This is a genomic window from Fictibacillus norfolkensis, assembly GCF_014836645.1.
GTDB classification, from domain to species: Bacteria; Bacillota; Bacilli; order Bacillales; family Fictibacillaceae; genus Fictibacillus; species Fictibacillus norfolkensis.
Genome location: NZ_JACSQM010000005.1, coordinates 162077 through 174375, shown reverse-complemented (window position 1 = coordinate 174375; position 12299 = coordinate 162077). Strand labels below are relative to the sequence as shown.

At 41.6% G+C, this 12299-nt stretch carries 15 protein-coding genes and 1 riboswitch; of the genes, 9 read left to right on the top strand and 6 right to left on the bottom strand.

Annotated features, from left to right (window positions below):
- Positions 1-64: 64 nt before the first annotated feature.
- A riboswitch (SAM riboswitch) is annotated at positions 65-172 on the bottom strand.
- Positions 173-236: 64 nt separating this feature from the next.
- Complete coding sequence (locus H9648_RS12995) at positions 237-452, bottom strand: hypothetical protein (protein WP_191754239.1); 216 nt, start codon at positions 450-452, stop codon at positions 237-239.
- Positions 453-983: 531 nt separating this feature from the next.
- A complete protein-coding gene (locus tag H9648_RS12990) occupies positions 984-2162 on the bottom strand; it encodes a S8 family peptidase (protein WP_191754238.1) in 1179 nt (392 codons plus the stop codon).
- A 338-nt stretch (positions 2163-2500) separates the two neighbouring features.
- On the opposite strand from H9648_RS12990, the gene H9648_RS12985 reads away from it, so the two are divergent.
- The 3 genes from H9648_RS12985 to H9648_RS12975 all read left to right on the top strand — a co-directional run bounded on the left by H9648_RS12985 (position 2501) and on the right by H9648_RS12975 (position 3581).
- Entirely contained in the window at positions 2501-2680 is a 180-nt protein-coding gene (locus tag H9648_RS12985) for a carboxymuconolactone decarboxylase family protein (RefSeq protein ID WP_191754237.1), read from the top strand.
- A gap of 6 nt (positions 2681-2686) precedes the next feature.
- On the top strand, positions 2687-2947 hold the full coding sequence (locus H9648_RS12980) for a carboxymuconolactone decarboxylase family protein (RefSeq protein ID WP_191754236.1): 261 nt from the start codon (positions 2687-2689) through the stop codon (positions 2945-2947).
- Between the two features lie 130 nt (positions 2948-3077).
- Positions 3078-3581: a DUF1648 domain-containing protein gene (locus H9648_RS12975; RefSeq protein ID WP_191754235.1), complete on the top strand. Its 504-nt coding sequence runs from the start codon at positions 3078-3080 to the stop codon at positions 3579-3581.
- Positions 3582-3857: 276 nt separating this feature from the next.
- On the opposite strand, the gene H9648_RS12970 is transcribed toward H9648_RS12975, so the two are convergent.
- Positions 3858-3998, bottom strand: coding sequence for a YpzI family protein (locus H9648_RS12970; RefSeq protein WP_191754234.1), 141 nt, complete (start codon positions 3996-3998; stop codon positions 3858-3860).
- 163 nt (positions 3999-4161) lie between these two features.
- Here H9648_RS12970 and H9648_RS12965 point away from each other — a divergent pair, with 163 nt between their 5' ends.
- A complete protein-coding gene (locus H9648_RS12965) occupies positions 4162-4776 on the top strand; it encodes a hypothetical protein (protein WP_191754233.1) in 615 nt (204 codons plus the stop codon).
- Positions 4777-4862: 86 nt separating this feature from the next.
- Here H9648_RS12965 and H9648_RS12960 read toward each other — a convergent pair whose 3' ends face one another.
- The 3 genes from H9648_RS12960 to H9648_RS12950 form a co-directional block, all read right to left on the bottom strand.
- On the bottom strand, positions 4863-5042 hold the full coding sequence (locus tag H9648_RS12960) for a DUF2187 domain-containing protein (protein WP_066398675.1): 180 nt from the start codon (positions 5040-5042) through the stop codon (positions 4863-4865).
- A 369-nt stretch (positions 5043-5411) separates the two neighbouring features.
- Complete coding sequence (locus H9648_RS12955) at positions 5412-5627, bottom strand: DUF2922 domain-containing protein (RefSeq protein WP_191754232.1); 216 nt, start codon at positions 5625-5627, stop codon at positions 5412-5414.
- A gap of 41 nt (positions 5628-5668) precedes the next feature.
- Positions 5669-5887: a DUF1659 domain-containing protein gene (locus H9648_RS12950; protein WP_191754231.1), complete on the bottom strand. Its 219-nt coding sequence runs from the start codon at positions 5885-5887 to the stop codon at positions 5669-5671.
- A gap of 629 nt (positions 5888-6516) precedes the next feature.
- Between H9648_RS12950 and H9648_RS12945 the strand changes: the two genes are divergently transcribed.
- The 5 genes from H9648_RS12945 to H9648_RS12925 all read left to right on the top strand — a co-directional run bounded on the left by H9648_RS12945 (position 6517) and on the right by H9648_RS12925 (position 12211).
- On the top strand, positions 6517-7017 hold the full coding sequence (locus tag H9648_RS12945; protein ID WP_191754230.1) for a sigma-70 family RNA polymerase sigma factor: 501 nt from the start codon (positions 6517-6519) through the stop codon (positions 7015-7017).
- 195 nt (positions 7018-7212) lie between these two features.
- On the top strand, positions 7213-8838 hold the full coding sequence (locus H9648_RS12940; RefSeq protein WP_191754229.1) for a DUF6583 family protein: 1626 nt from the start codon (positions 7213-7215) through the stop codon (positions 8836-8838).
- A gap of 300 nt (positions 8839-9138) precedes the next feature.
- Positions 9139-10368 (top strand): ABC transporter permease, encoded by a 1230-nt coding sequence (locus H9648_RS12935; RefSeq protein ID WP_191754228.1) that lies wholly within the window; start codon positions 9139-9141, stop codon positions 10366-10368.
- A complete protein-coding gene (locus tag H9648_RS12930; RefSeq protein WP_191754227.1) occupies positions 10251-11501 on the top strand; it encodes an ABC transporter permease in 1251 nt (416 codons plus the stop codon). Before H9648_RS12935 ends, H9648_RS12930 begins: the two co-directional genes overlap by 118 nt.
- A complete protein-coding gene (locus tag H9648_RS12925) occupies positions 11498-12211 on the top strand; it encodes an ABC transporter ATP-binding protein (protein ID WP_191754226.1) in 714 nt (237 codons plus the stop codon). The genes H9648_RS12930 and H9648_RS12925 overlap by 4 nt, the downstream gene beginning before the upstream one ends.
- Positions 12212-12299 lie beyond the last annotated feature (88 nt).

Below are 12299 nucleotides of genomic sequence, written 5' to 3'. Positions count from 1 at the left end.
GCAGCACCCGAACAAAAAACGCCCTCTTTTAATAAAAAAGAGGACGAGTGGTTGTGTTCACATCCTCTTATCTTTCAGTCTGTAAAACTGTTAGATGTAGCACCGTGCCTAACAAAAAAGGTGGTTGCCGGGCTTCATAGGGCTAAATCCCTCCGCCTGCTCGAAATAAGAGACCGAATAATCGGCTTAAAAACGATATGTAAGTTAGAACTATTATACAGTCAGGACATGAAAAATCAACTCAAAAGGAGATCAGCTACAAAAGACATCTCACGAGAAATGCCAAGATACAGAACGACCACTCCAAAAAGCGCCGTGCTGATCAAGAAAAAGTATACGATTTTTTCTTCCGCTTCTTTTTCACTCTGCCTTTTTTCTGATTCGGTCGACTCACTCTTACCAGAGCCTTGAGACGTTTTTTTCTTTTGCTTACTCTTCCCAAACCCAAACATAGCTGACCCCTCCGCTTCTTACAAATGTTTCTGTTAACAGTTTTTCATGAAAGCTGTTTTCGTATTCATAGTTGTTTTAGATAGTAGTTGATCTCCGCTTCAGGTTGCTCGCTTTCCGCGGGGCAGGCGGTGAGCCACATTTGTTCGTTTCACTCTTAAGTGTCTCACCTGCCAGCCTGTCCCGCAGGAGTCTCTCACCTTACACTCTAATCAACTTCTCAAAGAAGCGAATGAACAAAAAGATTGTTAAAATGCATTAATTTCACAGAAAATACCGTTCATGCAGGAGGAAATATTAACAAATGCAATATAGTTGTATGTGTGGAAGGCAGTCGTGAATAGCACCTATGAGAAAGCGAAAATAAAAAGCCTCCAGAAGTCATAAACACTAACTTCCAGAGGCTATGGAGCATTTTTTTATGAGCTTGTTCTAAAAGATTGTCGCTTTTGCTTTTCATCCTAGACTGTTTGATTGGAGCGGAAATCAAACACTTTCAAGAACAAACAAATTCACTAAATGGGTTTTTAAAATTATTGCTGAACAGCCGCAGCTGCATTTACACGTCCGTTTTGGAACTGGCTGCCTGTTCCAGCTACAGGATCAGCTGTGTTTTCAAGCGCTGCACGGATTTGAGAAGCACTCTTCCCTTGAGCCGCAAGAAGTCCTGCTACCCCTGCAACAACTGGTGACGCCATAGACGTTCCTGAGAAGCTCGCATACTGGTTATTTGGTGTTGTGGAATAGATGTTAACACCTGGCGCTGCGATATCCACCCACGTACCGAAGTTAGAGAATGAAGCTTTACGGTCGTTTTGATCAGTAGCTGCAACCGCGATCGCGTTCGGATAATAAGCAGGGTAGCTAGGAGAAGATACACCCTCATTTCCTGCAGCAGCAATCACTACAGATCCTTTGCCCCACGCATAATCAACGGCAGATTGAAGCGTTTGTGTGCCGCCCGCTCCACCAAGACTTAGATTGATAACTTGTGCGCCTTGATCAGCTGCGTAACGAATGCCTTGAGCTACGTCATCTAAAGATCCGCTTCCGTTCGCATCAAGAACACGAACCGCTAGAATAGAAGCTTTCGGAGCGAGACCTGCGATTCCCACACCGTTATTTGTGTTCGCAGCCGCGATACCAGCAACGTGTGTACCATGCTCGTTCTCGTCCAATGGATCGTTATCGTCATCTACATAGTCGGCACCTTTAATGACTTTTCCAGCAAGATCTGGGTGGTTATAGTCAACGCCTGTGTCAATTACAGCAATTTTTACAGAGGAAGAGCTCTGCGTTGTATCCCAAGCTTGCTCAGCTCCTACTTTTTGTGGCGCGTATTGCTGACTTTGATAAGCAGGATCGTTAGGTACATAGCTTGCATGGAACGTTAAATTAGGTTCCACATACTCAACAGAGTCAAGATTTTCATAGTTCTTGATCGCATCTGCCACACTGCCATCTACTTTCACGACTGTAAAATCTTTCGTAACTTCAACTACTTTACCGCCAAGTTGTGAAACTTTGTTTTTGGTATTAGCTGCTGCTGAAACAGAATCTTTAAAATGAACAATAATTTCTTGTGAAGCTGCCTTCGTTGCAGCAGGTGCAAAAGAAGCTTTAGACACCTCAGAATTTGCAGCAGATGCTGGCAATGCTAATGACACCAGTAGTGGTAATGTTGCGACAGTTGCCACGAAACGCTTTAACATAAAAATCACTCCTCTGTTGTAATTACCAAGCAAGCTTGGTTCCGATGGTAAGGAATTCAACAATTTTCAACAAAACCCTTTAATGCTATTCGAAAATAATGATTATTTACCAAAAGACTACAATTACAGAGAAGATATTACTAGAAGTGCCACTAGGTTCACATGACCTATTCATTATCTTAAAATATAAAGTGGGTAGGTGATAAGACTCAAATTCGACAAAAAGCGCATTCCGTTTTATCTCTATAATCAGAAACATAGGACAACTTTTAAGAATGGTGTAAGGTAAAAGGGAAAGAAAAAAAAGAAAATTTTTTATTTGAGGAGGAGGAATAAAGGTGGCACGTTTACCAGAAGTAGATGTTGAAGGAACACCCTTTAAGAAAACCCTTGCGAACGCACCAGGCATTCTAGATGCTTTTCAGCAGATGGATAAAGCGCTGAACGACATACTAGAGGCTGAACTCATGGAATTGCTCCGCTTACGAGCGGCCTCAAACAACGGGTGTGAGTACTGACAAAGCATGGATTACGGGACTCTGGATGAGTCCTCTAGACAAGCGGCTATGAAAAAAGCAAACAGCGCAGAGTTATCAGCACGTGAAAAGCTAGCTCTCGAACTCGCTGATTACATCATGGCGTATCACGGACAACTGCCAGATGAACTATACAATCAACTGAAGCAACATTTTTCAAAAGAAGAGATCATTGCGCTATTCTTCCAGATCGGAAGCAAAAACGGAGCCAACTGGTTCATTATCGCGATGGGAATACTAAACGAGTAAAAAATAAAACGTCCAGATCACACATGCGATCTGGACGTTGTTTTATGTATTGACGAAATCTAGAGACATATTTTGACGAAACTTTTTAATGGAAAAAAACGTATAGAAAAGGTAGAAGAGGGGGTTGAAGATGAATATGTATGAAGGTCGACCAAAACTTAAGATACCAAGAACATGGTTAGAAAACTTTTTAGATATTACGTCAATCGCCTTACTTGTCTTGGGAACCGTGAGCTTGATCTCAGAGTGGGCCGCTATACCAGACACCGTACCTACTCACTTTAACGCAGCTGGAGAACCAGATGGATGGGGAAATAAGAGCAATCTTTGGATTTTAATCGTGATGGGAGCGGTGACATGGTTACTGCTTACCGTCCTAGAAAAATACCCGCACATCTACAATTATTTTAACTTAACAGAAGAAAACGTCGAGAGACAATACAATAACGCGCGCATCATGATCAATGTAATGAAAAATGAAATCTTGATCTTCTTCGTCTATATGACGTGGGCATGCTCGAAAGTTGCAAAAGGAGATAGCGAGGGTTTGAGTGTGTGGGTACTTCCCATTTTTGTGATAGGAATCACCGGCTCGATCGCATTTTTCATCGTCAGATCAATTAAATGGAAGTAAAGAAGAGGACGAACTTCATTTAGAGAAGTAGCGTCCTCTTTTTTGCTACAGAATATCTTTTCCTAGAGGACATAATCACCGTTTGTGTGCCTGGGAAGGATATTTATAAATCATAATTCGGTAATGTGAATTAATTTCACGGATAGGCACCATAATTTCACGGTAAATCATTTTATTTTCACGGATAAAAATTTTTATCGAATTTTCGACTCATACCGACAACAGAAATCAAAAATAGAGCAGCTCATAGCTTTGATGAGCTGCTCGCATTTTTGTTTACTGATCTTGATGGTTGTGTGCACGCGCTTCATCAGGACCTTCCATCTTAGTTGCGCCAGAATATTTTAAGTCTTGGTCACGGTCAGATTCAACGCGGCCAGACTCACGCAACTTCTTTTCCTGTCTGTCTTTTCCCATAGTGAAAACCCTCCAATCACATCAGATTTTCATTAGTATGAGAACTAACAGAAACTTTTATGTAAAACCTGAAAATATCCCTAAAAAGCCTACCCGAACGTTTAGCTTTTAGAGAAAAGGGAATCCCCTTACTACGAAAAAAATTAATCGAGGAGGACTTAAAATGGTACAAAGTGTAAACACTACAAACGGATATGAAAACGGCATGTATCCTGAAGATGCTTACGGTACAGCGCAACGAGAGAGAGTGGCAGATCCGCAAAAAAGCAAGCTACTAACAGGAATCGTAATTGGCGGTATCGTTGGTGGGGCACTTGCCTTGATTGATTATAATACGCGTTCAAAAGTGAAGAACACAGCGGTAGGGTTCAAGGATAGTTCAAGCAAAATGATTACAGAGGTCAAGCAAAATCCGGGTGAAGTGAAGGATCAGATGATCAGCCAGTTCAAAACGGCCAGCACCACCTTAAAAGATGCGATCAATGACGCGCAAACACTTTACGAGCGTCTCAATAAAGACGTATTCGGCAACATTAACACAATAAAAGAAATCTCAAATGATGTGCTGTCGACAGCAAAAGATACAAAAGGCGAGCTGGGCAATATCGGTTCAAAATTAAAAGAAGCAGGATCTGAAATTGCAGAAAATCCGATTGGAAACGATAAGCTGAACGACTATTCTACTGGATCGGCACAAGAAACGACATACACAAGGGAAAATGATTCAAACGTCGTTTCAGTCGGAGTAACTTCACAAAACAATCGAAAAAACTTATAAAGTAAACGAAAAAAACCGCTCTCTGTGTCGATACAGAGAGCGGTTTTTGTTTGTCAGTTTAAATTTTAGTTTCTATATAATAAGTTCTAGCTATTTATGATTTGTCTAATATCGTTCAAACGTACAACTTGCTTCGCATCTTCAAAGTGCTCTGAATAGTTTTCTGTTACGGAAAAGTCCACAACAGCGGTGTTGGTCAACAATGAAGTAATTTCTCCTTTTAAGCCGTCGAATGTTTCAATAATATCACCGATTTTAAATTCCATGCCTTTTCCTCCAACGTAATTAATGTTTGTACTATTTTACCATAATTGTGACTAATTTTCCTTTTATTTTTAAAAACTTCTATTTGTTAAGTATTATAGCGAAAGCATAAGAGCATTTCCATAAAAGCGCTTTTATGTAACGCTTCCAAATTTCACTAACTATCACCAAATTTTTTAAGAAAATGAAGGTTATCCAACAGTTATCCACAACAATAGAAAATTAAGCTCTCAGTAAAGTGAAGCTATCCACTGATTTATCCACATTATCCACATTGTCCACAGAAAGAAAAATCCGTCCTCTGAACTACTGCATCAGAAGACGAATTTTTGCGGTCGCTTTTTGTAGAGTCTTTTCTAAGAAGTTGGTTCTTATAATTCGATACCGCTCACTTCACGATCAACAATACGCGCACCTTTTTTGCTCGTATAGTTTCCGCCAGAAGAAGTGAAGATGTTTTGTGCGATTACCGTGTCCATCGCTGCATTTACAGCTGCAGGATCAACCGGTTCGATCGGAGCATCCAGACGGATGGTTACCGTTTTGTTCTCTTGGTTAAGAAACTGCAATTCAAGCACTTTGGCCATTGAAATCCCTCCTTTCTTCTATATTTTCCTCGCCTCTACTCTTAAGAGTGAATCGCGAAGGAATCGTTTCGCTTAATCATCACAAGCGGATACACTTGAAGTCCTGATAATGCGTTTGCTACCGCATAAAGCTGGTCAGGTGTCGAAGTCGTTTTAACATGAGCGAAGTTCTTATACTTCACCACCGGCTTGTTGTCTGCATCCAAACCACCATCAAGCTCCAAACGCATTGCTGAATCAATCAAAGCTGCTGTCGCCATGTGCCTCACCTCCTTTCACATCATAAGTTCCAGAAAGAAGTGAAAAGGAGGCATGGTGCTAAAAATTTTTTAGAAATGGCTAGAGAGTTGTTCAGAACCTACATTGTGCGGATGGAAAATCATTGAGGAAAGTTGGGTACTTTCTAACTAAAGATGTTGCTCTCAAGTGTTTTAACAACATTGAAGTTGATTGAAGTGGAAGGTGCGAGACTCCTGCGGGACAAGCGGTCAGGTGAGACACTTAAGGGCGCAAAGCGGCAAGTGGCTCACCGCCTGCCCCGCGGAAAGCGAGCAACCTGGAACGGAAATCAACAACCCTCAAACCGACAAAGCCAAACACAATTGTTCTACCCACAACACTTATCCACAATTTTTAAAATTTTCCTCAAAACCGACACTAAAATTTCTCGAAATCCAGCATTTCACACAAAAAATCTATCAATTTCCGTGATTCTGCACACACATTGTGGATAACTATTCAAAAGTTAACAGGCAACTTTTGCCGTTTTGCATCGTTTACCATACAACTTTCCAACAGTTGCACTTTGTTTTACAAAACTCCTCCAAATTATAGTGAAGATACCGCGGAATTCCTCGAATGTGCGCACATTCCAAAAGGAACGATTTCCATGAAAAACACACCGTTTGAAGAAGTTGCTGCAATGTTCGAACCACTCATCAAATCCCAGATTAAACGCTACCATCTCACAAACCATTTCGATCAATACTATCAAGCTGGTTTACTCGGACTCTGGAAAGCTTATGAAACGTACAACCCGGAAAAAGGGCAGTTCTCCTCGTTCGCCTTCACCCATGTTCGCGGCCGTATTTTACAAGAGTTGCGAAACGAGATGAAGAGGCAGGAGACAGAAGTTACTCACGATCCGCATAATTCGTTAAGTTTTCAACTGCTATCCCATCAAGACCATATTCCTTTTTTGGAAGACGAAACATTGAACCTCTATCTGATGCATCTCACAGAAAATCAGCAGCGGTGGGTCGTGCATCGCGTCTTTCAAATGAACACGGAAGCAGAGATTGCAAAAACGTTTGGGGTCACGCTTTATGCGGTGAAGTCATGGAGAAAAGCAGCTATAAAAAAGCTTCGTACAGTTTTAAATACCCAATAAAATCAAACTTTCTTACTATGTGATTTGATGGATATAATTCTAAAATTAGGGTATAGTAGAAAACTGTGGGCGAAAAAATTCCTTTTTTACCCATAATAGCCAATAGAGAAATAAGCTGCTATTTTTTTAGAATAACAGTGTAATAAGTTGGTAGAACAAAGCTTATATATTTATTAAGAGGGGGACAACCAAACGATGGAAACACAAGTTAATCAGAGTACTGGAAACAAGAAACGACCGTTGATCATTGGGCTAGCTATTATTGCAGTTCTTGCAATCGGGGCAACTGCTTATGCGATGTTCGTTGATCTATCTCCGCGTGAATTGTATTTAAAATCCGAAATGAACACATTTAAAGCACTGAACGAATCTTTTGAAGACAGCTTTGGAGATGCGCTAGCACTATCTGAAAAGCAGATGGAAGAAGCGTATAAGTCTGAAGCGAGCGTTGGGGTAGATGTTGACCCAGCGATGTTTGGAGCAGGTGGAATGGAAGCTGCTTTGATCGGTTCTGTTCTACAAAACAGCGAATTCAAGGTAACAACACAGCATGATCCAAAGAAAGAAGAAGGATCTGTTGGAATGGCTTTAAGAATGAACGATGCAGATTTAATGAATGCTGAGTTTTATCAAAACAACAAACAAACGGCTGTAAACGTACCTGCAGCTTACGATAAGAACGTTTACTTCGAAAACACCAAGTTCGGTGACGTGATGCGTAAGTTCGATCCAGCTTACCAAGGTATGGAAAAGCTTGAAAACTTCTTTAAAGCAGTGGATGGCGACCTAAGTGAAGACGCTCGTGATGAAGCGTTTGAAGAGTTTGCAAAAGTGTACGCGGACAGCGTGAAAGATGAAAACGTAAAACTAAAAGACGATGTTGATTTTAAAGGAGAGAAGCTTCGCGAGTTAACAGTTTCTCTTTCTGAAAAAGAAACAAAAACAATGCTTGTAAACTTTGTTGAAAAAATCGAAAAAGACGATGAGATCCTAGACGCAATCGCTGAACAATCAGCATTGCAAGGCGGACTTCAAACAGGCATGGTGGCACCAACTAGCAGCATGAGCAAGGCAGATGCGAAGAAAGAAATTAAGACACTTCTTGCTGATGCGAAAAAAGCGATCAAAGATGACTTGCAAGTTCCTGGTGGAATGAAGCAAGTGGTTATCATCGATGGCGATGATAAAGTAGTAAGCCGTAACGTAACAATGAAGATTGGTGCGAACGGTGAAGAAGCGATTCCGATGAACTACAAGTCTGAAAGCTGGACGAAGGGCGACGTAACGAACTCTTCTTGGGTTCTTAACGCAGGTCCTGAAGGTGAAACATTGCTTGTTGATGTGAAGATGGAAAGCGAACCAAAAGGGAAAGACGGTAAGAAGCGCGACATTAAAGCGAAATTCGAAATGACTGAAAACGGTACAACAGAAGGTATCGGTTTCCAAATTAAAGGTGAAGGTACAGATAAGAAGTCTAAATGGACGGCTAATCTTGTTCCTGCTGGCGATTCTCCAATGGAACTACCAGACATGACACTTGAGCTTGAGCACACGGGTGACCAAAACCTTGATAAAGACTTTGCAAACCACGATTACAAAGTAACACTAGTTGGTAACGACGCTACAATGGGCGATATCAACGTTGGATTAAACATCAAAACAAAAACAACGTTCGGCGATAAACTGAAATTCCCTGAGCTTTCAGAAGGAAAAGCAGTAAACGTTGCTGAGATGAGTGACGCTGAAATGATGACGATGATGTCAGACATTCAACGCAACATCGAGCAATTTATCGGTGAAAACGCTCAAATGTTCCAATAGAATGATTATAAGAAGGACAGAGATAACTTAAAACAAAGTTGATCTTTGTCCTTTTTTTCTAACTTAATAGGGTATATATAGCATGTAGGCTGCGTCCGTATTGTCGAGGATTGTAGACTCGTGGATAAACGGCCGAAACTTTTGGATAAAGAGCTAAAACTTCTGGATAAACAGGCGAAACTCGTGGATAAATAGCCAAAACTTCTGGAATCAACCAGTCCAATGCCCCTACAGGTATAGGTTCTAAGCCGTTTTCAGCTCCGAACCTACACCAAATTTTTAAGTGAAAGGAACGACACTATGAGGCAAACGCTACTCATTGCCCATCTAACGGTAAAATGCTGGATAAAGCAGCCTTTTCCTTTGATTGCTATGATGCTGTTTCCAATCCTGTTACTTGGAATCACGTATCTCGGGCTAAAACCACTTCTTGAAGAAAAGCAGTGGGTAGAGCCTTTTGCCGTAGCGATCGTAGATGAAGATAACACGTTTGAAACCAAATTGCTCATGAAGCAGTATGAGAACTCAGAAGAACTAAAAAACGTATTAACCTTTGAAAAAACAGATGCAGAAACCGCAAGTGAAAAGCTGGCTAGCAACGAGATCGCGGGCATGGTGATCGTGCCTGATGGGTTTACTAAAGGGATACGCAAAGGCAAAAATATTCCCGTAACCGTCATCGGGAACCCTGAACGGCCTTTTCAAGCAAAACTCCTTCAGCAAGTGATGGTATCGAACGCCAACTTAATCTCTTCTGCACAAAGTGGAGCGAACGCAGCTTTTCATTATTTGCGAAAAATGGACTTAAGTTCTGAAGAATTCCGGGCATACCGCGACACGGTTATCACGGATTTTACACTGCAAGCACTGAACCGAAACAAGATCTACGAAACAGAAACGCTAAGTGCGCTCGGCGGAGTCACAACAATCGACTATTACAGCTTATCTGGTGTGTTGATCCTGTTAATCGTTGGCGGATTGTTTGGTATGAGTTTGACCGCAAGAAATGAACAAACCGCACTGCGCGAAAGATTAAGTCTACAAGGGGTAAGGTCTGGCGTATTCTTCTTTAGCAATGTTATTTCCGTTTTCCTACTGCTCGTCATCCAAAGCGTTGTTTTGACTCTACTATTTTATGCGTTAACAAAAACGTGGAGCATCACAGCGACATTCATACTTTTAGCATACTGCCTAAGCATCGCATCCCTATTCGCGCTTTGTCAGGAGCTTTTTGTTCGGAACGCAGCAAAATGGGGAGCGGGAATCATCCTTGCAATGGGACTCGTTGCTACAAGCGGAAGTGTTCTGCCACTATCGTATCTTCCGGAAATGTGGCGCAGCGTAAGTATGCTTAACATCGTGCATCACGCACATAGCGGAATGATTGAAACACTATTTGTGGGGAACGAAACATGGATGTCTGTTCTTCTATTGCTAAGCTTTTCAATCACCATTTGGGCAGTGAGTTTGCTGCTTATCACGATAAAGAAGAGGTTGCCATGGTCTGGACAATTGCCATTACACGTATAAAATTATTGCTTCAAAGTCCGTGGAGCTGGCTGGGACTCATCGTTCCGGTTCTCGTGCTGATTTTTTTAGATTTGTCCGTGGAAAAAACAAGTGATACGACCAAGATTCCTGTTGTGATCGTGGACGAGGACGAAACGGAATACTCGAAATTGGTCATAGAACGAGTGATTAAAAATCCAGCGGTTGCGGTAAATGTTCGTAATGAAGAGGATGCGAGAAATCAGATTGAGACGCAAAAAGCGGCCATCGGTTTCTTTATACCTGAAGGATTTATGGAAAGCATACAGAAAAATGATGAAGATGAGCTAGTGACGATGTGGCTCTCGTCGGGTTCGATTTCTCATGGGTTGGTGCGTGAGATTTTTGCAAGTGAAGTGAAGCGGCTATCGAGTAATTCTTATGGCGCCAATACGGTATTAAAAACATACGGAAAAAGTGAGAAATTGGATGCTGGGGAACAGGCTAAGGTTTGGAAAGATGCTTGGGCCTATAGCGATAAGCATTGGGAGCCAAAACCTCTCATGACAGTTGACTATAAAGTTGGGGTAACGAGAGAATCATCGGTAGAGGCGGATAGCAGTGCCGCTTCGATCTATGTTCCAGGAATGCTCGTACTTCTCATGTTGTTCAGTTTCTTATATAACAGCTGGCCGATTAAAGACCGTGATTCTGGTATGCGGTCGAGAGTGCCTTACGCTGCCGGCCGATTTTCAACTTACTGGTTCGGAAACGCACTAGGCGTGTTACTTTTACAGCTATTCATGCTCATCTTATTGATTGGTTTTGGCTGGTGGAGAGAGGCGTTAAAGTTGAACGGGGCAACGATTTTTGGTTTGATCGGTTACGTCTTATTTCTTAACGCGCTATCTCTTCTGTTTGCATATTTCGTGCAAAGCAACCGCACATGGCAAGCGATCACACTCTTTGTCGTATTGTGCACATCGCTTCTAAGCGGAACTTTCTTCCCGAGCGATGAGCTATCAAGCTTTTTACAACGTGCTGCAGAATGGACGCCGCAATATTGGATCGTATCATCTTTAAACCAAGAAACGCTTATGATTCCATTCATATTTGTGGGTCTAAGTATCATTTTATACGTACTTTCAACCTTAAAGGCAGGTGACAACGCTTGATTGCAGCAGAAAATTTGAAAAAGAAGTTTGGTAGAAAAGAAGTATTAAAAGAAATGAACTTCTTTATTGAAAAAGGAGAAACCGTCGGCGTTGTTGGCCCGAACGGTGCAGGTAAATCAACGCTTTTGAGAATCCTCGCGACCCTTATGAAAGGGTCTGGCGGATCGATTCAGATCGATGGGCTTGATGTAAGAAAAGAACAAAAGAGAATTCGACAGAAAATCGGTTACGTACCGCAAGAAATCGCTGTGTATCATGAACTGACAACGCGCGAAAACTTACGATTTTTTAGCAAGTTAGCGAGAGGATCGTCAGAAGAAAGATGGATGCAGCGCTGCGAGGAGTGGCGACTTGCTGAGCACCTCGATAAAAAAGTGAAGCATCTGTCTGGTGGTAACCAGAGAAAGCTGAACATCTTGATCGCCATGCTACATGATCCCGATCTTTTAATTCTAGATGAACCAACCGTCGGAATTGATATATCTGCAAAGCAAGAGATTGTAAATGATTTGCGCCAGCTGGGGAGAGAAGGGAAAACGATCCTCTATTCCAGTCATGACGCCCAAGAGCTAGAAACATTATGTACTTCTTTTCTAATTTTAAAAGAGGGGGAACTGCTTTTTTATGGATCAAAACAAAAAGTGCGACAGTTCGGTTCCGTTGCACAATCGGAAAACTTCGCGGAAACGCTGGGAGAGATTGTTGGATGAAGTCTGCTATTATAGTAGGCTTCTTTTTTTATCCTGAATATTCCAATCAAAGAAGAAGCGTGCTAATATAAATATGTGAATAATTTCA

What these genes read in the sequence shown, in the direction of transcription:
- H9648_RS12965 (WP_191754233.1), top strand. Translation starts at nt 4,162, where the DNA reads ATGGTACAAAGTGTAAACACTACAAACGGATATGAAAACGGCATGTAT.
- H9648_RS12970 (WP_191754234.1), bottom strand. Translation starts at nt 3,998, where the DNA reads ATGGGAAAAGACAGACAGGAAAAGAAGTTGCGTGAGTCTGGCCGCGTT.
- H9648_RS12975 (WP_191754235.1), top strand. Translation starts at nt 3,078, where the DNA reads ATGAATATGTATGAAGGTCGACCAAAACTTAAGATACCAAGAACATGG.
- H9648_RS12930 (WP_191754227.1), top strand. Translation starts at nt 10,251, where the DNA reads ATGGATGTCTGTTCTTCTATTGCTAAGCTTTTCAATCACCATTTGGGC.
- H9648_RS12940 (WP_191754229.1), top strand. Translation starts at nt 7,213, where the DNA reads ATGGAAACACAAGTTAATCAGAGTACTGGAAACAAGAAACGACCGTTG.
- H9648_RS12990 (WP_191754238.1), bottom strand. Translation starts at nt 2,162, where the DNA reads ATGTTAAAGCGTTTCGTGGCAACTGTCGCAACATTACCACTACTGGTG.
- H9648_RS12950 (WP_191754231.1), bottom strand. Translation starts at nt 5,887, where the DNA reads ATGGCGACAGCAGCTTTGATTGATTCAGCAATGCGTTTGGAGCTTGAT.
- H9648_RS12960 (WP_066398675.1), bottom strand. Translation starts at nt 5,042, where the DNA reads ATGGAATTTAAAATCGGTGATATTATTGAAACATTCGACGGCTTAAAA.
- H9648_RS12945 (WP_191754230.1), top strand. Translation starts at nt 6,517, where the DNA reads ATGAAAAACACACCGTTTGAAGAAGTTGCTGCAATGTTCGAACCACTC.
- H9648_RS12955 (WP_191754232.1), bottom strand. Translation starts at nt 5,627, where the DNA reads ATGGCCAAAGTGCTTGAATTGCAGTTTCTTAACCAAGAGAACAAAACG.
- H9648_RS12935 (WP_191754228.1), top strand. Translation starts at nt 9,139, where the DNA reads ATGAGGCAAACGCTACTCATTGCCCATCTAACGGTAAAATGCTGGATA.
- H9648_RS12980 (WP_191754236.1), top strand. Translation starts at nt 2,687, where the DNA reads ATGGATTACGGGACTCTGGATGAGTCCTCTAGACAAGCGGCTATGAAA.
- H9648_RS12995 (WP_191754239.1), bottom strand. Translation starts at nt 452, where the DNA reads ATGTTTGGGTTTGGGAAGAGTAAGCAAAAGAAAAAAACGTCTCAAGGC.